This is a genomic window from Haemophilus pittmaniae (genome assembly GCF_900186995.1).
Classification (GTDB): domain Bacteria; phylum Pseudomonadota; class Gammaproteobacteria; order Enterobacterales; family Pasteurellaceae; genus Haemophilus_D; species Haemophilus_D pittmaniae.
In genome coordinates, this window is the sequence record NZ_LT906463.1 from 720,067 (window position 1) to 738,889 (window position 18,823).

The following is an 18,823-nucleotide window of genomic DNA, read 5'->3' on the forward strand; positions in this document are numbered from 1 at the left end:
TCGACAAACCTGTCTTCCCCTGTGCGCAGGGGAAGCAGAAGGAAGAAATCGCCGAAGTGCGGTTAAAAAAACAGAATATTTTGACTGCACTTTGAAACCCTTAACTCCGACAGGAGACTATTTGTGAAAGACTTAGTTAAGTTTTTAAAAGCACAATCAAAAACCAGTGAAGATTTTGATGTGATTAAAATTGGGTTAGCTTCTCCAGACATGATCCGTTCTTGGTCATTTGGTGAAGTTAAAAAACCTGAAACAATCAACTATCGTACGTTCAAACCTGAGCGTGACGGTCTTTTCTGTGCACGTATTTTCGGGCCTGTAAAAGATTACGAATGTTTATGCGGTAAATATAAACGCTTAAAACATCGTGGTGTGATTTGTGAAAAATGTGGCGTTGAAGTAACACAAACTAAAGTGCGTCGTGAGCGTATGGGCCACATTGAATTAGCCTGTCCGGTTGCTCATATTTGGTTCTTAAAATCTCTTCCATCCCGTATCGGTTTACTATTGGATATGCCGTTGCGTGATATTGAACGTGTTCTTTATTTTGAAATGTACATTGTGACTGAACCGGGTATGACCGATTTGGAACGTGGACAATTATTAACCGAAGAACAATTCCTTGATGCCGAAGATCGTTGGCAAGATGAATTCGAAGCGAAGATGGGTGCTGAAGCGATTCAAGATTTGCTTAAAGGCATTGATCTTGAAGTGGAATGCGAAAAATTACGTGAAGAGTTACAAGAAACCAACTCTGAAACCAAACGTAAGAAAATCACTAAACGCCTAAAATTATTGGAAGCTTTCTTACAGTCAGGCAACAAACCGGAATGGATGGTGATGACTGTATTACCGGTACTTCCACCGGATTTACGTCCATTAGTACCATTAGATGGTGGCCGTTTTGCAACTTCAGACTTGAACGATTTATATCGTCGCGTAATTAACCGTAACAACCGTTTAAAACGTTTATTAGATTTAATCGCACCAGATATTATCGTACGTAACGAAAAACGTATGTTACAAGAATCTGTTGATGCGTTATTAGATAATGGTCGTCGCGGTCGTGCGATTACGGGTTCTAACCGTCGTCCATTAAAATCGCTTGCGGATATGATCAAAGGTAAACAAGGTCGTTTCCGTCAAAACTTATTAGGTAAACGTGTTGACTATTCAGGCCGTTCCGTAATCACTGTAGGTCCATACTTGCACTTACACCAATGTGGTTTACCGAAGAAAATGGCATTGGAATTATTCCGTCCGTTTATCTACGCAAAATTAGAAAGCCGTGGTTATGCAACAACCATCAAAGCGGCTAAGAAAATGGTTGAGCGTGAAGACGCGATCGTTTGGGATATCTTGGCAGAAGTTATTCGTGAGCACCCAATTCTATTGAACCGTGCACCAACACTTCACCGTTTGGGTATTCAAGCATTTGAACCTCTTTTAATCGAAGGTAAAGCAATCCAATTACACCCACTCGTTTGTGCGGCGTTCAATGCGGACTTCGATGGTGACCAAATGGCGGTTCACGTACCATTAACCCTTGAAGCTCAGTTAGAAGCTCGTGCGTTAATGATGTCAACCAATAACGTACTTTCACCAGCAAACGGTGATCCTATTATCGTTCCATCACAAGACGTGGTGTTGGGTCTTTACTATATGACCCGCGAAAAAGTAAACGGTAAAGGCGAAGGCATGTTATTGCAAGATCCTCGCGAAGCTGAAAAAGCATATCGCACAGGTGAAGCAGAATTGCATTCTCGCGTTAAAGTACGTATTACCGAATATGTGAAAAATGAAGCTGGCGGATTCGAAGAGAAAACCACATTAACTGATACCACTATCGGTCGTGCTATTCTTTGGATGATCGCACCAAAAGGTATGCCTTATTCATTGTTCAACCAAACATTAGGTAAAAAAGCGATTTCTAAACTCATCAACGAAGCATACCGTCGTTTAGGTTTGAAAGAAGCGGTAATGTTTGCTGACCATATTATGTATACCGGTTTTGCTTATGCGGCTCGTTCAGGTTCTTCTGTAGGTATCGACGATATGGTTATTCCAGAGAAGAAATACGAAATTATTTCTGCTGCGGAAGCCGAAGTTGCCGAAATTCAAGAACAATTCCAATCCGGTCTTGTGACTGCAGGCGAACGCTATAACAAAGTGATCGATATTTGGGCTGCAGCAAATGAACGTGTAGCAAAAGCGATGATGGAAAACTTGTCTCAAGAAGAAGTCATCAATCGTGAAGGTAACTCGGAAAAACAAGCGTCTTTCAACAGTATCTTTATGATGGCGGATTCTGGTGCGCGGGGTTCTGCAGCACAGATTCGTCAGTTAGCGGGTATGCGTGGCTTGATGGCTCGTCCGGATGGTTCGATCATCGAAACTCCAATTACTGCAAACTTCCGTGAAGGTTTGAACGTACTTCAGTACTTTATTTCAACCCACGGTGCGCGTAAAGGTTTAGCGGATACTGCATTAAAAACAGCGAACTCCGGTTACTTAACCCGTCGTTTAGTGGATGTTGCCCAAGACTTGGTGATTGTTGAAGACGACTGTGGTACACACGAAGGCTTAGTGGTGACCCCATTAATTGAAGGTGGCGATGAGAAAGTGCCATTGCGCGAATTAGTGTTAGGTCGTGTCGCTGCAGAAGACATCTATAAACCAGGTACGGAAGAAGTATTAATCGCCCGTAACACTTTACTAGATGAAAAACTTTGTGATGTGTTAGATGCTAACTCCGTAGACAGCGTGAAAGTCCGTTCTGTTGTAACCTGTGATACCGACTTTGGTGTGTGTGCGAAATGTTATGGTCGTGACTTGGCGCGCGGTCACCTGATTAACCAAGGTGAAGCTGTAGGGGTTATCGCTGCGCAATCTATCGGTGAGCCAGGTACACAGTTAACCATGCGTACGTTCCATATCGGTGGTGCGGCTTCCGCAGCAGCGAAAGAATCTAGCGTACAAATTAAAAACAACGGTACTTTACACCTCGTTAATGCGAAATTCGTGACTAACGATGAAGGTAAATTAGTGTTAACTTCCCGTAATACTGAATTAACCGTTACTGATGCGTTTGGTCGTACGAAAGAACACTATAAAGTGCCTTATGGTACGGTGTTAAATAAAGCTGACGGTCAAGAAGTGGCAGCAGGTGAAACTGTTGCAAACTGGGATCCACATACCATGCCGGTAGTCTCTGAAGTTTCCGGTTTTGTGAAATTTGTAGATATCGTGGATGGTTTAACCGTAACTCGTCAAACTGATGAATTAACCGGTCTTTCTTCTATTGTGGTACAAGATGTGGGTGAACGTGCAACCGCAGGTAAAGATTTACGTCCAACCATCAAACTAGTAGATGCCAAAGGTAACGATATTTTCTTACCTGAAACCGATGTTATCGCACAATACTTCTTACCGGGTAAAGCAATCGTAAGCTTAGATGATGGTGCAGAAGTAAAAGTGGGTGAACCGCTTGCTCGTATTCCACAAGAATCTGTGGGTACTAAAGATATTACCGGTGGTCTTCCGCGCGTTGCTGATTTATTCGAAGCTCGTAAGCCGAAAGAACCTGCAATCTTGGCAGAAATTTCCGGTATCGTATCCTTCGGTAAAGAGACCAAAGGTAAACGCCGTTTATTAATCACTCCAACTGAGGGTGAAACCTACGAAGAAATGATTCCAAAATGGCGTCAGCTCAACGTATTTGAAGGCGAGATGGTACAACGTGGTGATGTGATTTCTGATGGTGCTGAGACACCACATGATATCTTACGCTTACGTGGTGTACGCGCGGTAACTGAATATATCGTGAACGAAGTGCAAGAAGTTTACCGCTTACAAGGGGTAAAAATTAACGATAAGCACATTGAAGTGATTGTTCGTCAAATGTTACGGAAAGCGGTGATCACCAAAGCTTATGACAGCGAATTCCTCGAAGGGGAACAAGTTGAAGTGGCTCGCGTGAAAATTGTTAACCGTAAACGTGAAGCGGAAGGTAAACCACCAGTTGAGTTCGAACGTGAATTACTTGGTATTACCAAAGCGTCCTTGGCAACAGAATCCTTCATTTCTGCGGCATCGTTCCAAGAAACCACTCGCGTGCTTACTGAAGCCGCTGTGGCAGGTAAACGCGATGAATTGCGTGGTTTGAAAGAGAACGTTATCGTTGGTCGTTTAATTCCAGCCGGTACCGGTTTTGCGTATCACCAAAATCGTCACAAAAACCGTTTGGTTGACGATGTTGTCGTGAAATTATCGGAAGATGATGAACAGGCAATTGCCGATGAGTTCGTGATGAGTGCCGATGATGCCACCAGCAATTTGGCAGAAATGCTGAATATGGCGGATGATGCGGAATAATCGCAATCCTAATCAACAAACCCCGGGCAAGTGCTCGGGTTTTGTTTTTTTACGCCCCTATGAAAATCGAAGTTTTTACTAAAACAGAGTGTAAGTTATTGATTTTATTATGGTTGGTTTAAAGATGTAGTTGTATTGGTTAATGCTATGAGCCCAGTCGATTAGAACATTTTCTATGGTTTTTATCCTAAATTGGTAGAACTGTGCTATTGTTAGCGGAATTCCATAATGAATATCAACATACAAGGAGCAAAAATGACTACTCAATTGGATGCATTGCGCAGTATGACCGTCGTGGTAGCCGATACCGGCGATATTGATGCTATCAAAAAATATCAACCGCAAGATGCCACAACCAATCCATCGTTAATTTTAAGTGCGTCGGCATTACCACAATACGCACCATTGATTGATGAAGCAGTGGCTTACGCGAAAGCTCAAAGTGCCGACAAAGCTCAACAGCTTATTGATGCAGAAGATAAATTGGCCGTGAATATCGGTTTAGAAATTTTGAAAATCGTACCGGGACGTATTTCTACCGAAGTGGATGCCCGTCTTTCCTATAACACACAAGCCACAGTAGAGAAAGCGCGTAAATTAATCGCACTCTATAATGCTGCAGGTATCGCCAATGATCGTATTTTGATTAAAATCGCTTCAACTTGGCAAGGTATTCGTGCGGCGGAAATCTTAGAGAAAGAAGGTATCAACTGTAACCTGACCTTATTGTTCTCTGAAGCGCAGGCACGTGCTTGTGCTGAAGCCGGTGTTTATTTGATCTCACCATTTGTTGGCCGTATTTTAGACTGGTATAAAGCGAATACCGATAAAAAAGACTATGCACCAGCGGAAGATCCGGGTGTGATTTCAGTAAGTAAAATCTACAATTACTATAAACAATATGGTTATAAAACAGTGGTGATGGGGGCTAGCTTCCGTAATGTTGGTGAAATTACCGAGTTGGCTGGTTGTGATCGTTTGACTATTGCTCCTGCATTATTGAAAGAATTGCAAGATAATAGCGGTGCCTTAGTTCGCAAATTAGATTTCCAAGGTACAGTTCAAGCGAAACCGCAACCATTAACCGAAGCAGAGTTCTATTGGGAACACAACAGTGACCCAATGGCGGTGGAAAAATTAGCGGAAGGGATTCGCAAGTTTGCCATTGACCAAGAGAAATTGGAAACCATGCTTTCGGCTAAACTTTAATTGCTGTGAGATAAACAAAATGCGGTTAGTAATAACCGCATTTTTTTATGTCTTTTTGGTGGGGACAAGTATAAATACTTGACGAATGTGCTGAATTACTTAACAATTTGAATGTGTTTTGCATAAGGCAAAACGGGAACCGCAGCAGGGCAGTTGCTGCGGTTAATATTTTGATATTTCGGAGCAAATATATGTCAGGTATTTTTCAACAAACTCCTGCGAATCGTCGTCGTTATGGTGTAGCGATTCTTGTAGGTATCATCGCAGGGCTTATCTCTGCTTTTGTTAAATGGGGTGCTGAGCATCCATTTCCACCACGTAGTCCAATCGACTTTTTTGCTGCAGCCTGTAAAGTGGATGTCAGCGGTTTAACCCAAGATCAGATTTTAGCGGTTTGTTCTCGTGCCTTCTTGAATCCACCACATGTTTTCTTACGTGACTATTTGGGTATCGATCCGACCCAAGCAGCATTCACCTTTGCTGATCACGGATTTGACTGGATTGGAGTGACACATATTACTTTCTCTTTAGTGTTTGCTATCGGTTATTGCTTGGTGGCTGAGCGTTTTCCAAAAATTAAATTCTGGCAAGGTATTGGTGCCGGTTTGTTGGCAGACATTGCGGTGCACTACATCACGTTCCCTCTATTGGGTTTAACTCCACCGGTTGCAGACTGGCCATTATATGAACATATTTCCGAATTAGTCGGTCATATTTTCTGGTTCTGGACCATTGAGCTTATCCGCCGTGATTTACGTAATCGTATTACTGGTCAGCCGGATCCGGAAGTTCCACTGGACCAACCATTCCGTTAAACAAGAAATGCCGCAATCGCGGCATTTTTTATATCTATAAATTACTTTTTAAATCAATTCTAATAAAATCAATAACTTACAATGTGTTTTCGTGAAAAGTTTTATTTTTAAGGGGCGTTTTAACGCGCAAGAAAATAGCCTTCCAAGTAACTCTTTGAGACAACGCGACAAATATTGACCAAGATCAGCATTCTTTTAGACGGGTACAGTAAGATGGCGACTCCATTCACAACAAATGAGGACGCAACATGAAATTACGGTTACTTGTTTCTGCCACTGTATTGGCGCTTAGCTCGCAGGTTCAAGCGGAAGGACAAGCACATTGGTCTTATGCTGGAAACGAAAGTCCTGAGCATTGGGGAGATTTACAGGCTGAATATCAAACCTGTAAGTTGGGACAGAACCAATCACCGGTAAATATCGAACCGAGTGATTCGAAAGCGCTGACCGAGCCGTTAAAAATGGAGTATTTTGCAACAACGTTTACGTTGGAAAATAATGGCCATACATTGCAGGCGAATGTCACCGGTAAAGCGCCCACTATTAGTTTGAACGACAAGGTTTATGTATTGAAACAATTCCATTTCCATACACCGAGCGAGCATACTGTTAAAGGGCAACACTACCCATTAGAAATCCATTTCGTGCATCAGGCAGAGGATAAATCTTTGGCAGTCTTAGCCGTTATGGTGGAAGAAGGTGAAGCCAATCCATTATTGGCTCAGCTCGTAGCAAAACCATTGGCAAAAGGTGAGAAAGAGGCGCTAGCGCAACCATTTGAAGTTGGCAACTTATTCCCTAAAGATATGACCCGTTTCCGTTTAACTGGTTCATTGACGACCCCTCCTTGTAGCGAAAATGTGGCATGGCGGATTTTCCAACAACCTATTCAGGCGGATAAAGCACAAATTAGTGCTTTCAATAAAATTTTTGGACAAAATAACCGTCCGTTACAACCATTAAATAAACGACATATTGAAGTGGATAAATAGATTTTCCTTTTCAATGAAGGCGGCTGCGATGTATTGAAGAAATTCGGCGACATTGCAGCCGCTTTTTTATGCCTTTAAAAGATGGGTGTAAAAACTTTTTGCTTTTAGGGTTTAATTTTGGTAGACTCCGCCACCTATCCGCCATCCACTCGGGTGGTAAGGGTAGGTTCGTCCCGCAAGGGTGTATTATTAACTTAACGGAGCATAAAATATGATCCAAGAACAGACTATGCTGGATGTTGCCGATAACTCTGGTGCTCGCAGCGTAATGTGTATCAAGGTTCTAGGTGGATCGCACCGTCGTTATGCTGCTATTGGTGATATCATCAAAGTTACTGTGAAAGAAGCAATTCCTCGCGGTAAAGTTAAAAAAGGTGATGTGTTAAAAGCAGTTGTTGTGCGCACCAAGAAGGGTGTACGTCGCCCAGACGGATCAGTCATTCGCTTCGATGGTAACGCTTGTGTAATTTTAAACAATAACACAGAGCAACCAATCGGTACTCGTATTTTTGGACCGGTGACTCGTGAACTTCGTTCTGAGAAATTCATGAAGATCATTTCTTTGGCACCAGAAGTACTGTAAGGAGAAGTGAGAAATGGCTGCAAAAATTCGTCAAAACGATGAAGTAATCGTACTTGCCGGTAAAGATAAAGGCAAGCGTGGCAAGGTAACTAAAGTGTTACCAAACGGTAAAGTGTTTGTTGAAGGTGTCAACATTATTACTAAACATGAGAAACCGGTTCCTGCTTTAGGCAAAGCTGGTGGTTTAGTGAAAAAAGAAGCTGCTATTGATGCTTCTAATATTGCGATTTTCAATCCAAAAACAAACAAAGCTGACCGTGTAGGTTTTAGATTCGAAGACGGTAAAAAAGTACGTTTCTTCAAATCTAACAATGAAATTATCTAACAAACTGGAGTAATGCGATGGCGAAACTGCATGATTACTACAGAGATCAAGTAGTAAGCGAATTAAAAAATAAATTCGGCTACAAATCTGTCATGCAAGTCCCACGAATCGAAAAGATTACCCTGAACATGGGTGTGGGTGAAGCATTGACCGATAAAAAATTGCTAGACAACGCAGTAGCGGATTTAGCAGCAATTAGCGGTCAAAAACCTTTAGTAACTAAAGCTCGTAAATCTGTTGCTGGCTTTAAAATCCGTCAGGGATATCCAATCGGTTGTAAAGTAACACTACGCGGTGAGCGTATGTGGGAGTTCTTTGAACGTTTAATTACAATTGCTGTTCCACGTATTCGTGACTTCCGCGGTTTAAGTGCGAAATCATTTGATGGTCGTGGTAACTACAGCATGGGTGTGCGTGAACAAATCATCTTCCCTGAAATCGATTACGATAAAGTAGATCGTGTACGTGGTTTAGATATCACTATCACAACTACTGCTAAGAATGATGAAGAAGGTCAAGCACTACTTGCTGCCTTTAATTTCCCATTCCGTAAATAAGGCAGGTTATAATGGCAAAACAATCAATGAAAGCACGCGATGTAAAACGCGTTAAATTGGCTGAAAAATTCTTCGCTAAACGCGCAGAATTAAAGAAAATCATTTCTGATGTCAATGCCTCTGACGAAGACCGTTGGAATGCTGTGTTAAAGTTACAAACTTTACCACGTGATTCTAGCCCAAGTCGTCAACGTAACCGTTGCCGCCAAACTGGACGTCCTCACGGCGTTTTACGTAAGTTTGGTCTAAGCCGTATTAAGGTTCGTGAAGCTGCTATGCGCGGTGAAATCCCGGGTCTTAAGAAAGCAAGTTGGTAATATACCGCTTTATTTTGGAATCGGAGAAAAAGTACAATGAGTATGCAAGATCCAATCGCAGATATGTTGACCCGTATTCGTAACGGTCAAGCTGCGAACAAAGTTGCAATCAATATGCCTTCTTCCAAGCTAAAAGTGGCAATTGCCAACGTATTAGCTGCTGAAGGTTATATCGAAAGCGTTAAAGTTTTAGAAGGTGCAAAACCTGAATTGGAAATTACTTTAAAATATTTCCAAGGCAAACCGGTTGTAGAAAGCATTCAACGTGTAAGCCGTCCTGGTCTTCGTATTTACAAACGTAAAGATGAATTACCAAAAGTTATGGGTGGTTTAGGTGTTGCTGTAATTTCTACATCTAAAGGTGTTATGACTGACCGTGCAGCTCGTCAAGCGGGCTTAGGCGGTGAGATCATCTGTTATGTAGCTTAATAGAGGGGTAGGAAAATGTCTCGTGTTGCAAAGGCACCTGTTAGTATTCCTGCCGGCGTTGAAGTTAAACTCGACGGTCAGCTATTAACAGTAAAAGGTAAAAATGGCGAGTTATCTCGCACAATTCATAACTCAGTTGAAGTTAAACAAGATAATGGTCAATTTACTTTCACTCCACGTGAAGGTTTTGTTGAAGCGAATGCGCAATCGGGTACAGCTCGTGCATTAGTTAATGCAATGGTCATCGGTGTTACTGAAGGCTTCACTAAGAAGTTACAACTAGTGGGTGTTGGTTACAGAGCTCAAGTTAAAGGCAATGTAGTTGCATTAAGCTTAGGCTATTCTCACCCTGTGGAGCACACTTTACCAGCAGGTATTACTGCTGAATGCCCTTCACAAACAGAAATTGTTTTAAAAGGTGCAGACAAGCAGTTAATTGGTCAAGTTGCAGCAGATATTCGTGCTTATCGCCGTCCTGAACCTTATAAAGGTAAAGGGGTACGTTACTCTGATGAAGTGGTACGTATCAAAGAGGCTAAGAAGAAATAATTAAGGTAACACTATGGATAAGAAATCAGCTCGTATCCGTCGTGCAGCTCGTGCACGTCATATGATGAGAGAGCAGGGAGTAACGCGTTTAGTTATTCACCGTACTCCGCGTCATATTTACGCACAAGTTATTGCACCAAACGGTTCAGAAGTGCTTGCCGCTGCTTCAACTGTTGAAAAAGCAATTCGTGAGCAAGTTAAATATACCGGTAATAAAGATGCTGCCGCTGCAGTTGGTAAAGCTGTTGCTGAGCGTGCATTAGAGAAAGGCATCAAAGATGTTGCCTTCGACCGTTCCGGTTTTAAATATCATGGTCGTGTCCAAGTTTTAGCGGACGCTGCACGTGAAGCTGGTCTACAGTTCTAATCTAATGAGGTAAATTGAGATGTCAAACATCGAAAAACAAGTTGGTGAACTGCAAGAGAAGCTAATCGCAGTAAACCGTGTATCAAAAACCGTAAAAGGTGGTCGTATTATGAGCTTTACTGCGTTAACCGTAGTAGGTGATGGTAACGGTCGTGTAGGTTTTGGTTATGGTAAAGCGCGTGAGGTTCCAGCAGCGATCCAAAAAGCAATGGAAAAAGCACGTCGTAATATGATTAATGTCGCTTTAAATGAGGGTACTTTACAGCATCCTGTGAAAGGCGTTCACACAGGTTCTCGTGTATTCATGCAGCCAGCTAGTGAAGGTACAGGTATCATCGCTGGTGGTGCAATGCGTGCTGTTTTAGAGGTCGCAGGTGTGCGTAACGTTCTTTCTAAAGCGTATGGTTCAACCAACCCAATTAACGTTGTTCGTGCAACTATTGATGCATTAGCAAAAATGAAATCACCTGAAATGGTTGCTGCTAAACGTGGTAAAACCGTTGATGAAATTTTGGGGTAATTGATAATGGCTAAAACTATTAAAGTAACTCAAGTTCGTAGCTCAATTGCTCGTTTACCAAAGCATAAAGCTACCTTGCGTGGTCTTGGTCTTCGCCATATGCACCATACTGTTGAGTTAATCGATACTCCAGCAGTACGTGGTATGATTAACCAAGTTTCATACATGGTTAAAGTGGAGGAGTAAGAGAATGCGTTTAAATACTCTATCTCCGGCTGAAGGTGCTAAGCACAATGCAAAACGCCTTGGTCGTGGTATTGGTTCAGGTTTAGGAAAAACTGGTGGTCGTGGTCACAAAGGCCAAAAATCTCGTACTGGCGGCGGTGTTCGTCGTGGTTTCGAGGGTGGTCAAATGCCATTGTATCGTCGTTTACCAAAATTTGGTTTCACTTCAATGAAATCTGCAGTTACAGCAGAAGTTCGTTTAAACGAATTAACAAAAGTTGAAGGAAATGTTGTCACTTTGGATACATTAAAAGCTGCAAATATCTTAACTAAGGATATTCAATTCGCTAAAGTTATTTTAGCTGGCGAAGTGAAGTCTGCAGTTACTGTACGTGGTTTGCGTGTAACTAAAGGTGCCAAAGCAGCAATCGAAGCTGCTGGTGGTTCAGTTGAGGAATAATTAGCAAATGGCTAAACAACCAGGTTATCAAAGCAGAAGTACTAATAGTGGTACGAGTGAGCTAAGAAATAGATTGCTCTTTGTCTTAGGTGCACTAATTGTTTATCGTATTGGTTCTTTCATCCCGCTTCCTGGTATTGATGCGGCCGTGCTAGCTCAATTAGTTGAACAACAAAAAGGCACCATCATTGACATGCTAAATATGTTCTCTGGTGGTGCATTGAGCCGTGCATCCATTTTGGCACTAGGTATTATGCCTTATATTTCGGCATCTATCGTGATCCAATTGCTTGCTACGGTCTCACCTGCTTTAGCAGAATTGAAAAAGGAAGGAGCAGCGGGGCAGCGTAAAATTACTAAGTATACTCGTTATGCAACGGTAGTATTTGCGACTATTCAGGCTATTGCTATTTCCACTGGTTTGCCAAATATGTTGCCACAGTTGGTTCCAAATATTGGCTTTACTTTTTACTTCACTGCAGTAGTGAGCCTTGTTACTGGGACTATGTTCCTAATGTGGCTTGGTGAGCAAATAACTGAAAGAGGTATTGGTAACGGTATTTCAATTCTTGTTTTTGGTGGTATTGTTGCAGGATTGCCACACGCAATTATTGAAACAATTGAGCAAGCTCGTCAAGGGCAAATGCATCCTTTAGTTCTTCTACTCATCGCAGCTATTGTTTTTGCAGTAACTTACTTTGTTGTCTTCGTTGAACGTGGGCAACGTAGAATTCGTGTAGAATATGCTAAGCGTCAACAAGGACGTCAGATTCTAGGTGGTCATTCGACTCATTTACCATTAAAGGTCAATATGGCGAACGTAATGCCGGCAATTTTTGCTTCAAGCATTATTTTATTTCCAGCAACATTAACACAATGGTTTGGGCAGAATGATAAGTTTGAATGGTTAAACAGCTTATCCATGTTGTTGAATCCAGGACAACCTTTATATCTTCTTGTTTATGCGATTGCGATTATTTTCTTTAGCTTTTTCTACACTGCAATGCAGTATAATCCGCGTGATACAGCAGATAATCTAAAAAAATCTGGTGCATTTATCCCTGGAATTAGACCAGGTGAACAAACATCTCGTTATATTGACAAGGTAATGACTCGCTTAACTTTAATTGGCGGTCTTTACGTAACGTTTGTATGTTTAGTTCCTTATATTATGACTTCAGCATGGGACGTTAAGTTCTACTTTGGTGGGACATCGTTACTGATTGTTGTTGTTGTAATTATGGATTTTATCGTGCAGGTACAGAGTCACTTGATGTCGTCTCAATATGAATCTGCGTTAAAAAAAGCAAACCTTAAAGGTTTTGGACAGTAATTGTTCATTTTAGTAAAAAAGGATAAGCAATGAAAGTTCGTGCTTCCGTTAAGAAGATGTGTCGTAACTGTAAAATTGTGAAACGTGAAGGTGTTGTTCGCGTATTGTGTAGCGACCCTAAGCATAAACAACGTCAAGGTTAATTAACATTTCTTCTTGCAAAGAACCGGTTGAGCAGTTATACTGCTCGACTCATTTATGTCCTTGATATTCTGTTTGAGTATCCTGAAAACGGGCTTTTCAAGATCAGAATATCAATAAGTTAAATTAATAGGAGTGCATAGTGGCCCGTATTGCAGGCATTAACATTCCTGATCACAAACACGCTGTAATCGCTTTAACTGCAATTTACGGTATCGGTAAGACTCGTTCTAAAAGCATTTGTGCTGCTGCGGGGATTGCTGAAGATGTTAAGATCAGCGAATTGTCTGAAGAGCAGATTGACAAACTGCGTGACGAAGTTGGTAAATTTACCGTTGAGGGTGATTTACGTCGTGAAGTAACACTAAACATCAAACGTCTTTTAGACTTAGGTTGTTATCGTGGTTTACGTCATCGTCGTAGTTTACCGGTACGTGGTCAACGTACTAAAACTAATGCGCGTACCCGTAAGGGTCCACGTAAGCCGATCAGAAAATAGTCGGGGTAAATAAAGAATGGCTAAAACACCAGTTCGTGCACGTAAACGTGTAAAAAAACAAGTTGTAGATGGCGTAGCACATATTCACGCATCTTTCAATAATACAATCGTTACCATTACTGATCGCCAAGGTAATGCTTTAGCTTGGGCTACAGCAGGTGGTTCAGGTTTCCGTGGTTCTCGTAAATCAACTCCATTTGCAGCTCAAGTTGCTGCAGAACGTTGTGCTGAAATCGTTAAAGAATTTGGCTTAAAGAACTTGGAAGTTATGGTTAAAGGTCCGGGTCCAGGTCGTGAATCGACAATTCGTGCATTAAATGCGGCGGGTTTCCGTATCACGAACATCACTGATGTGACTCCGATTCCTCATAACGGTTGTCGTCCACCGAAAAAACGTCGTGTTTAATGGCGTAATAGGATAGTTGGAGAAAGAAAATGGCAAGATATTTGGGCCCTAAACTCAAGCTCAGCCGTCGTGAAGGCACTGATTTATTCCTTAAATCAGGTGTGCGTGCGATTGATTCAAAATGTAAAATTGATACAGCACCAGGTCAACACGGTGCTCGTAAACCGCGTTTGTCTGATTATGGTAGTCAATTACGTGAAAAACAAAAAGTTCGTCGTATCTATGGTATCTTAGAGCGTCAATTCCGTAACTATTATAAAGAGGCAAACCGTTTAAAAGGTAATACTGGTGAGAATTTATTAGTATTATTAGAAGGTAGATTGGATAACGTTGTTTATCGCATGGGATTTGCTGCAACTCGCGCAGAGGCTCGTCAGTTAGTGAGCCATAAAGCTATTGTTGTAAATGGCCGTGTTGTAAACATTCCATCTTTCCAAGTTTCTGTAAATGATGTAGTTGCTGTTCGTGAGAAATCTAAAAAGCAAGCACGTATTAAGGCATCGTTAGAATTGGCAGAGCAAAGAGAAAAACCAACTTGGTTAGAAGTTGATTCTGCAAAAATGGAAGGTGTGTTCAAACGTGTTCCTGAACGTTCTGATTTATCAGCAGACATTAACGAACATCTGATCGTTGAGCTTTACTCTAAATAATAGTTAAGCTTAAAAGTAAAGAGAGGATAAAATGCAGGGTTCTGTTACAGAATTTTTAAAACCACGCTTAGTAGATATTGAGCAAATTAGCTCGACTCATGCTAAGGTGATCTTAGAACCGTTAGAGCGTGGTTTTGGCCATACTCTAGGTAATGCATTACGTCGTATCCTTCTATCTTCAATGCCAGGTTGTGCTGTGACTGAAGTAGAAATTGATGGCGTATTACACGAATATAGTAGTAAGGAAGGCGTTCAAGAGGATATTCTTGAAGTTCTTTTAAACCTTAAAGGTCTAGCGGTTAAAGTACAGAATAAAGATGATGTTATTCTTACTCTAAATAAATCTGGAATTGGCCCTGTTGTTGCAGCGGACATTACCCATGATGGTGATGTTGAAATTGTTAATCCTTCCCATGTGATTTGCCACTTAACAGATGAAAACGCATCTATTAGTATGCGTATTCGTGTTCAACGTGGCAGAGGGTATGTGCCGGCATCTTCACGCTCACAATTGCAGAGCGAAGATCGTCCAATTGGTCGTTTATTGGTTGATGCATGTTATAGTCCCGTAGACCGTATTGCCTATAATGTTGAGGCTGCACGTGTTGAACAGCGTACTGACTTAGATAAGTTGGTAATTGAGTTAGAGACTAACGGTACATTAGAGCCGGAAGAGGCAATTCGTCGCGCAGCAACAATTTTAGCTGAACAACTCGATGCATTCGTTGATTTACGTGATGTTCGTCAGCCGGAAGTTAAAGAAGAAAAACCGGAATTTGATCCAATTCTTCTTCGCCCTGTTGATGATTTAGAGTTGACAGTTCGTTCTGCTAACTGCTTGAAAGCAGAAACAATTCACTATATCGGTGATTTAGTACAACGTACGGAAGTTGAGCTATTAAAAACACCTAATCTTGGTAAGAAATCACTTACAGAGATTAAGGATGTGCTCGCATCTCGTGGTTTATCACTTGGTATGCGCCTCGAAAATTGGCCTCCAGCAAGTATTGCTGAAGACTAATTTGGCATAGGTTAAGATTTTCTGAAAAGGATAGGATCATGCGTCATCGTAAGAGTGGTCGTCAATTAAACCGTAATAGCAGTCATCGCCAAGCGATGTTTCGTAATTTAGCTAGCGCGTTAGTTAGTCATGAAATCATCAAGACTACTTTGCCTAAGGCTAAAGAATTACGTCGTGTAGTTGAACCGTTGATTACATTAGCAAAAGAAGATAGCGTAGCTAACCGTCGTTTAGCATTCGCTCGTACTCGTAACATTGAAACTGTTGCGAAATTATTCAATGAATTAGGTCCACGTTTTGCTCAGCGTGCTGGTGGTTACACCCGTATTCTTAAATGTGGTTTCCGTGCTGGTGATAACGCACCAATGGCTTACATTGAGTTAGTTGATCGCCCAGAAGTAGCTGAAGCTGCAGCTGAATAATTTAGTACTATAAATATTTAACCCGCTTTTATAGCGGGTTTTTTATTATTTCAAATAAAAAGCCTATCTAGTGAGGATAGGCTTTTAGTATTCAAGTGTAGCTATAAAATATTTTTTAGTTGGGCAAAATCTTCAAAAACCCAGTCTGGATTCGATTCTGCTATCGGAATATTGTAGTTGTAACCATAAGTTAGACCAACGACAGCGCATCCCGCAGAATGGGCTGCTAGGATATCGTTTTTCGAATCACCAACAAATAGAATTTGACGAGGTTCTAGTCCGAATTTTCCACATAGATAGTAGAGCGGGCCAGGGTGTGGCTTAATAGCAGGTAGAGATTGCCCCCCTAGCATTTCACTAAAAAATGATTCGATTCCGAATGCTTCTAATACCGGTAAAACATGTCGGGTTGGTTTGTTTGTTACAACAGCCAATAAGTAACCTTGTTCTTTTAAATATTGGAGTGTTTCTTTTACATTTGGATATAGTCGACTGATATTGCAAAGATTTTCGGCATAGTGGAAATGGAAACGTTCTTTAACTTGCTCAATTTTAGCTTCACTGAGTTCTCTACCGGTTTGAACTTTTGCCCAATCTAATGCGCGGGCAATTAACACTGGGGCGCCATTGCCAATCCAAGTCAGCACCAACTCCTCAGATGCTTGAGGTAATCCAAGATCAGCTAATGCTGAATTTACAGATAGTGCTAAATCTGGAAGACTGTTTACTAGTGTGCCGTCCAGATCGAATCCAATTAATTTAAATTGAGTTTTCATTATACAACCTTATTTTATAGATGAGAGTTCAGAACGCATTTTATCAATAATTTGTTTATAGTCTGTTTTGCCAAAAATAGCAGAGCCAGCAACAAACATGTCCGCACCGGCTGCAGCAATTTCAGCAATATTGTCTACTTTTACGCCGCCATCAATTTCTAAACGTATATCTAAACCGCTTTCATCAATTAAGCGACGCGCTTGACGTAATTTATTTAATGTAGATGGAATAAATGATTGTCCACCAAATCCAGGGTTCACCGACATGAGTAAAATGACATCCACTTTATCTAAGACATAATCTAAATAACTAAGAGGAGTGGCTGGATTAAACACTAATCCGGCTTTACAGCCATGATCGCGAATAAGCTGTAATGAACGATCAATATGTTCAGAAGCTTCAGGATGAAATGTGATGTAATTAGCTCCGGCTTTAGCAAAATCGGGAATAATGCGATCAACGGGTTTTACCATCAAGTGCACATCAATAGGCGCTTGGATCCCATAATCACGTAATGCCTGACAAACTGCAGGACCAAATGTTAAGTTTGGAACATAGTGGTTATCCATGACATCAAAGTGAATCACATCAGCACCAGCATTAAGCACATTTTTCACATCGTCGCCTAAGCAGGCTAAATTCGCAGAAAGTATTGAGGGGGCTATAAGATAGGGTTTCATGGGATTCTCCTTAAAGTAAACTTTACTTAGTTTACTACGTTAAGGTGAAATTTTCTTGGTTAATTAATTCTGCTTCGAGAATTACCCAAAAATAAACCGCATTATAATAAATGCGGTTTATTGAAAAGAAATTATCTATGAACCTGGCTACCGATAACACCTCCAAGCGCAGCTCCGCCAAGAGTTGTTGCAGCATTACCGCCGAGCATATAACCGGCAGTACCACCGATAGCAGCACCAACCGCGGTATTTTTCTGGCTGCGACTCATGTTTTCACAGCCGGCAACAGCAACGATTGTCATTAAAATAGCGAGTGTTTTTGTCATAAATTTCATAGGATCTCTCCGTGTAAAATAGAAGGCCATCAATCGTGATGGCCGCTATTAAGACAGAGGTTGGTTAAGAAAAGTTCACTTATGAAATTTGAATGTTGATTTTTATGATAAGCAGAATTAAGATTTTGCGCGATTTATTAACCCGTTAAGGACATAACATGAAAAAACTAACTCAACTTTCCCTTTCATTAATCTTAGGCTTTTCACTTTCTACCGCCTTTGCTGCAAAAACTGAGCCTTATACACAACCAGGTACGAATGCTCGTGAAATGTTGGTGGAGCAACCAATTCATTGGATTTCTGTTGCTCAATTGAAGCAGGAATTAGAAGGTAAAGCTCCAATTAACGTGAGCTTTGATATCGATGATACCGTTATGTTTACTAGTGCTTGTTTCTTCCATGGACAACAAAAGTATTCACCAGGAAAACAGGATTACTTAAAAAATCAAGACTTCTGGAATGAAGTAAATGCCGGTTGTGATGAATATTCTATTCCAAAACAAATTGCTGTGGACTTAATTAATATGCACCAAGAACGTGGCGACCAAATTTACTTTATTACTGGCCGTACTGCGGGTAATAAAGATGGTGTGACACCAGTTTTACAAAAAAACTTTAATATCAAAGATATTCATCCAGTTGAATTTATGGGCGGACGTGATCGCACAACGAAATACAATAAAACACCGGCAATTATTGAACACAAAGTGACCATTCACTACGGAGATAGTGATGATGATATCTTAGCGGCTAAAGAAGCAGGAATTCGTGGCATTCGTTTAATGCGCGCAGCTAATTCGACTTATCAGCCAATGCCAACTCTAGGTGGTTACGGTGAAGAAGTTTTGATTAACTCAAGCTACTAGTCTTAAAGATAAAAAGTAGACCGCCATTTTA

Annotated in this window: 25 protein-coding genes; 22 read left to right on the plus strand and 3 right to left on the minus strand. The window is 41.2% G+C overall.

Annotation, left to right across the window (positions count from 1 at the left end; genetic code table 11):
- Positions 1 to 123: 123 nt before the first annotated feature.
- The 21 genes from rpoC (at position 124) to rplQ (ending at position 16,134) form a co-directional block, all read left to right on the plus strand.
- Positions 124 to 4,374, plus strand: a complete 4,251-nt coding sequence (gene rpoC / locus CKV74_RS03640; RefSeq protein WP_095176754.1) for a DNA-directed RNA polymerase subunit beta' — start codon at positions 124 to 126, stop codon at positions 4,372 to 4,374.
- 255 nt (positions 4,375 to 4,629) lie between these two features.
- The gene (gene tal, locus CKV74_RS03645) at positions 4,630 to 5,583 is read left to right on the plus strand and encodes a transaldolase (protein WP_007242430.1); all 954 of its coding nucleotides are present in this window, start codon (positions 4,630 to 4,632) and stop codon (positions 5,581 to 5,583) included.
- 191 nt (positions 5,584 to 5,774) lie between these two features.
- Positions 5,775 to 6,398 carry a YagU family protein gene (locus CKV74_RS03650; protein ID WP_007242314.1) on the plus strand — a complete coding sequence of 208 codons (624 nt, stop codon included), beginning with the start codon at positions 5,775 to 5,777 and terminating at the stop codon, positions 6,396 to 6,398.
- Between the two features lie 248 nt (positions 6,399 to 6,646).
- Positions 6,647 to 7,390, plus strand: coding sequence for a carbonic anhydrase (locus CKV74_RS03655; RefSeq protein ID WP_007242320.1), 744 nt, complete (start codon positions 6,647 to 6,649; stop codon positions 7,388 to 7,390).
- Between the two features lie 211 nt (positions 7,391 to 7,601).
- Positions 7,602 to 7,973: a 50S ribosomal protein L14 gene (gene rplN / locus CKV74_RS03660; RefSeq protein ID WP_005619403.1), complete on the plus strand. Its 372-nt coding sequence runs from the start codon at positions 7,602 to 7,604 to the stop codon at positions 7,971 to 7,973.
- Between the two features lie 13 nt (positions 7,974 to 7,986).
- The gene (rplX, locus tag CKV74_RS03665; RefSeq protein ID WP_095176755.1) at positions 7,987 to 8,298 is read left to right on the plus strand and encodes a 50S ribosomal protein L24; all 312 of its coding nucleotides are present in this window, start codon (positions 7,987 to 7,989) and stop codon (positions 8,296 to 8,298) included.
- Between the two features lie 17 nt (positions 8,299 to 8,315).
- Positions 8,316 to 8,855 carry a 50S ribosomal protein L5 gene (rplE, locus tag CKV74_RS03670; protein WP_005625881.1) on the plus strand — a complete coding sequence of 180 codons (540 nt, stop codon included), beginning with the start codon at positions 8,316 to 8,318 and terminating at the stop codon, positions 8,853 to 8,855.
- An 11-nt stretch (positions 8,856 to 8,866) separates the two neighbouring features.
- Positions 8,867 to 9,172, plus strand: a complete 306-nt coding sequence (gene rpsN / locus CKV74_RS03675) for a 30S ribosomal protein S14 (RefSeq protein WP_007242504.1) — start codon at positions 8,867 to 8,869, stop codon at positions 9,170 to 9,172.
- A 36-nt stretch (positions 9,173 to 9,208) separates the two neighbouring features.
- On the plus strand, positions 9,209 to 9,601 hold the full coding sequence (gene rpsH, locus CKV74_RS03680; RefSeq protein WP_005625877.1) for a 30S ribosomal protein S8: 393 nt from the start codon (positions 9,209 to 9,211) through the stop codon (positions 9,599 to 9,601).
- A 15-nt stretch (positions 9,602 to 9,616) separates the two neighbouring features.
- Entirely contained in the window at positions 9,617 to 10,150 is a 534-nt protein-coding gene (gene rplF / locus CKV74_RS03685) for a 50S ribosomal protein L6 (RefSeq protein WP_007242418.1), read from the plus strand.
- 13 nt (positions 10,151 to 10,163) lie between these two features.
- On the plus strand, positions 10,164 to 10,517 hold the full coding sequence (gene rplR / locus CKV74_RS03690) for a 50S ribosomal protein L18 (protein WP_007242363.1): 354 nt from the start codon (positions 10,164 to 10,166) through the stop codon (positions 10,515 to 10,517).
- Positions 10,518 to 10,536: 19 nt separating this feature from the next.
- On the plus strand, positions 10,537 to 11,037 hold the full coding sequence (gene rpsE / locus CKV74_RS03695) for a 30S ribosomal protein S5 (protein WP_007242403.1): 501 nt from the start codon (positions 10,537 to 10,539) through the stop codon (positions 11,035 to 11,037).
- Positions 11,038 to 11,043: 6 nt separating this feature from the next.
- Complete coding sequence (gene rpmD / locus CKV74_RS03700; RefSeq protein WP_005543631.1) at positions 11,044 to 11,223, plus strand: 50S ribosomal protein L30; 180 nt, start codon at positions 11,044 to 11,046, stop codon at positions 11,221 to 11,223.
- Between the two features lie 4 nt (positions 11,224 to 11,227).
- Positions 11,228 to 11,662: a 50S ribosomal protein L15 gene (gene rplO / locus CKV74_RS03705; RefSeq protein ID WP_007242399.1), complete on the plus strand. Its 435-nt coding sequence runs from the start codon at positions 11,228 to 11,230 to the stop codon at positions 11,660 to 11,662.
- Positions 11,663 to 11,669: 7 nt separating this feature from the next.
- Positions 11,670 to 12,995, plus strand: a complete 1,326-nt coding sequence (secY, locus tag CKV74_RS03710; RefSeq protein ID WP_095176756.1) for a preprotein translocase subunit SecY — start codon at positions 11,670 to 11,672, stop codon at positions 12,993 to 12,995.
- Between the two features lie 29 nt (positions 12,996 to 13,024).
- Positions 13,025 to 13,138: a 50S ribosomal protein L36 gene (gene rpmJ, locus CKV74_RS03715; protein ID WP_005625868.1), complete on the plus strand. Its 114-nt coding sequence runs from the start codon at positions 13,025 to 13,027 to the stop codon at positions 13,136 to 13,138.
- A gap of 140 nt (positions 13,139 to 13,278) precedes the next feature.
- Positions 13,279 to 13,635, plus strand: coding sequence for a 30S ribosomal protein S13 (rpsM, locus tag CKV74_RS03720; RefSeq protein ID WP_007242368.1), 357 nt, complete (start codon positions 13,279 to 13,281; stop codon positions 13,633 to 13,635).
- A gap of 16 nt (positions 13,636 to 13,651) precedes the next feature.
- The gene (gene rpsK / locus CKV74_RS03725; RefSeq protein ID WP_005543603.1) at positions 13,652 to 14,041 is read left to right on the plus strand and encodes a 30S ribosomal protein S11; all 390 of its coding nucleotides are present in this window, start codon (positions 13,652 to 13,654) and stop codon (positions 14,039 to 14,041) included.
- Positions 14,042 to 14,070: 29 nt separating this feature from the next.
- Positions 14,071 to 14,691, plus strand: coding sequence for a 30S ribosomal protein S4 (rpsD, locus tag CKV74_RS03730; RefSeq protein ID WP_005625866.1), 621 nt, complete (start codon positions 14,071 to 14,073; stop codon positions 14,689 to 14,691).
- Positions 14,692 to 14,722: 31 nt separating this feature from the next.
- Complete coding sequence (locus CKV74_RS03735; RefSeq protein WP_007242427.1) at positions 14,723 to 15,712, plus strand: DNA-directed RNA polymerase subunit alpha; 990 nt, start codon at positions 14,723 to 14,725, stop codon at positions 15,710 to 15,712.
- A gap of 38 nt (positions 15,713 to 15,750) precedes the next feature.
- Positions 15,751 to 16,134 carry a 50S ribosomal protein L17 gene (rplQ, locus tag CKV74_RS03740; protein ID WP_005695104.1) on the plus strand — a complete coding sequence of 128 codons (384 nt, stop codon included), beginning with the start codon at positions 15,751 to 15,753 and terminating at the stop codon, positions 16,132 to 16,134.
- Between the two features lie 101 nt (positions 16,135 to 16,235).
- Here the strand turns inward: rplQ and CKV74_RS03745 are convergent, their stop codons facing one another.
- From CKV74_RS03745 to CKV74_RS03755, 3 genes are all read right to left on the minus strand, one after another.
- Positions 16,236 to 16,910: a phosphoglycolate phosphatase gene (locus tag CKV74_RS03745; RefSeq protein WP_095176757.1), complete on the minus strand. Its 675-nt coding sequence runs from the start codon at positions 16,908 to 16,910 to the stop codon at positions 16,236 to 16,238.
- 9 nt (positions 16,911 to 16,919) lie between these two features.
- Complete coding sequence (gene rpe / locus CKV74_RS03750) at positions 16,920 to 17,591, minus strand: ribulose-phosphate 3-epimerase (protein ID WP_007242342.1); 672 nt, start codon at positions 17,589 to 17,591, stop codon at positions 16,920 to 16,922.
- A 131-nt stretch (positions 17,592 to 17,722) separates the two neighbouring features.
- Positions 17,723 to 17,926: a YMGG-like glycine zipper-containing protein gene (locus tag CKV74_RS03755; protein WP_007242436.1), complete on the minus strand. Its 204-nt coding sequence runs from the start codon at positions 17,924 to 17,926 to the stop codon at positions 17,723 to 17,725.
- A 158-nt stretch (positions 17,927 to 18,084) separates the two neighbouring features.
- On the opposite strand from CKV74_RS03755, the gene aphA reads away from it, so the two are divergent.
- The gene (aphA, locus tag CKV74_RS03760; RefSeq protein ID WP_095176758.1) at positions 18,085 to 18,792 is read left to right on the plus strand and encodes an acid phosphatase AphA; all 708 of its coding nucleotides are present in this window, start codon (positions 18,085 to 18,087) and stop codon (positions 18,790 to 18,792) included.
- Positions 18,793 to 18,823 lie beyond the last annotated feature (31 nt).

What these genes read in the sequence shown, in the direction of transcription:
- CKV74_RS03735 (WP_007242427.1), top strand. Translation starts at nt 14,723, where the DNA reads ATGCAGGGTTCTGTTACAGAATTTTTAAAACCACGCTTAGTAGATATT.
- rpe (WP_007242342.1), bottom strand. Translation starts at nt 17,591, where the DNA reads ATGAAACCCTATCTTATAGCCCCCTCAATACTTTCTGCGAATTTAGCC.
- rpsH (WP_005625877.1), top strand. Translation starts at nt 9,209, where the DNA reads ATGAGTATGCAAGATCCAATCGCAGATATGTTGACCCGTATTCGTAAC.
- CKV74_RS03655 (WP_007242320.1), top strand. Translation starts at nt 6,647, where the DNA reads ATGAAATTACGGTTACTTGTTTCTGCCACTGTATTGGCGCTTAGCTCG.
- rpsE (WP_007242403.1), top strand. Translation starts at nt 10,537, where the DNA reads ATGTCAAACATCGAAAAACAAGTTGGTGAACTGCAAGAGAAGCTAATC.
- tal (WP_007242430.1), top strand. Translation starts at nt 4,630, where the DNA reads ATGACTACTCAATTGGATGCATTGCGCAGTATGACCGTCGTGGTAGCC.
- CKV74_RS03755 (WP_007242436.1), bottom strand. Translation starts at nt 17,926, where the DNA reads ATGAAATTTATGACAAAAACACTCGCTATTTTAATGACAATCGTTGCT.
- rpsK (WP_005543603.1), top strand. Translation starts at nt 13,652, where the DNA reads ATGGCTAAAACACCAGTTCGTGCACGTAAACGTGTAAAAAAACAAGTT.
- secY (WP_095176756.1), top strand. Translation starts at nt 11,670, where the DNA reads ATGGCTAAACAACCAGGTTATCAAAGCAGAAGTACTAATAGTGGTACG.
- rplO (WP_007242399.1), top strand. Translation starts at nt 11,228, where the DNA reads ATGCGTTTAAATACTCTATCTCCGGCTGAAGGTGCTAAGCACAATGCA.
- aphA (WP_095176758.1), top strand. Translation starts at nt 18,085, where the DNA reads ATGAAAAAACTAACTCAACTTTCCCTTTCATTAATCTTAGGCTTTTCA.
- CKV74_RS03650 (WP_007242314.1), top strand. Translation starts at nt 5,775, where the DNA reads ATGTCAGGTATTTTTCAACAAACTCCTGCGAATCGTCGTCGTTATGGT.
- rplE (WP_005625881.1), top strand. Translation starts at nt 8,316, where the DNA reads ATGGCGAAACTGCATGATTACTACAGAGATCAAGTAGTAAGCGAATTA.
- rpsD (WP_005625866.1), top strand. Translation starts at nt 14,071, where the DNA reads ATGGCAAGATATTTGGGCCCTAAACTCAAGCTCAGCCGTCGTGAAGGC.
- rplX (WP_095176755.1), top strand. Translation starts at nt 7,987, where the DNA reads ATGGCTGCAAAAATTCGTCAAAACGATGAAGTAATCGTACTTGCCGGT.
- rplF (WP_007242418.1), top strand. Translation starts at nt 9,617, where the DNA reads ATGTCTCGTGTTGCAAAGGCACCTGTTAGTATTCCTGCCGGCGTTGAA.
- CKV74_RS03745 (WP_095176757.1), bottom strand. Translation starts at nt 16,910, where the DNA reads ATGAAAACTCAATTTAAATTAATTGGATTCGATCTGGACGGCACACTA.
- rplN (WP_005619403.1), top strand. Translation starts at nt 7,602, where the DNA reads ATGATCCAAGAACAGACTATGCTGGATGTTGCCGATAACTCTGGTGCT.
- rpmD (WP_005543631.1), top strand. Translation starts at nt 11,044, where the DNA reads ATGGCTAAAACTATTAAAGTAACTCAAGTTCGTAGCTCAATTGCTCGT.
- rplR (WP_007242363.1), top strand. Translation starts at nt 10,164, where the DNA reads ATGGATAAGAAATCAGCTCGTATCCGTCGTGCAGCTCGTGCACGTCAT.
- rplQ (WP_005695104.1), top strand. Translation starts at nt 15,751, where the DNA reads ATGCGTCATCGTAAGAGTGGTCGTCAATTAAACCGTAATAGCAGTCAT.
- rpsN (WP_007242504.1), top strand. Translation starts at nt 8,867, where the DNA reads ATGGCAAAACAATCAATGAAAGCACGCGATGTAAAACGCGTTAAATTG.
- rpmJ (WP_005625868.1), top strand. Translation starts at nt 13,025, where the DNA reads ATGAAAGTTCGTGCTTCCGTTAAGAAGATGTGTCGTAACTGTAAAATT.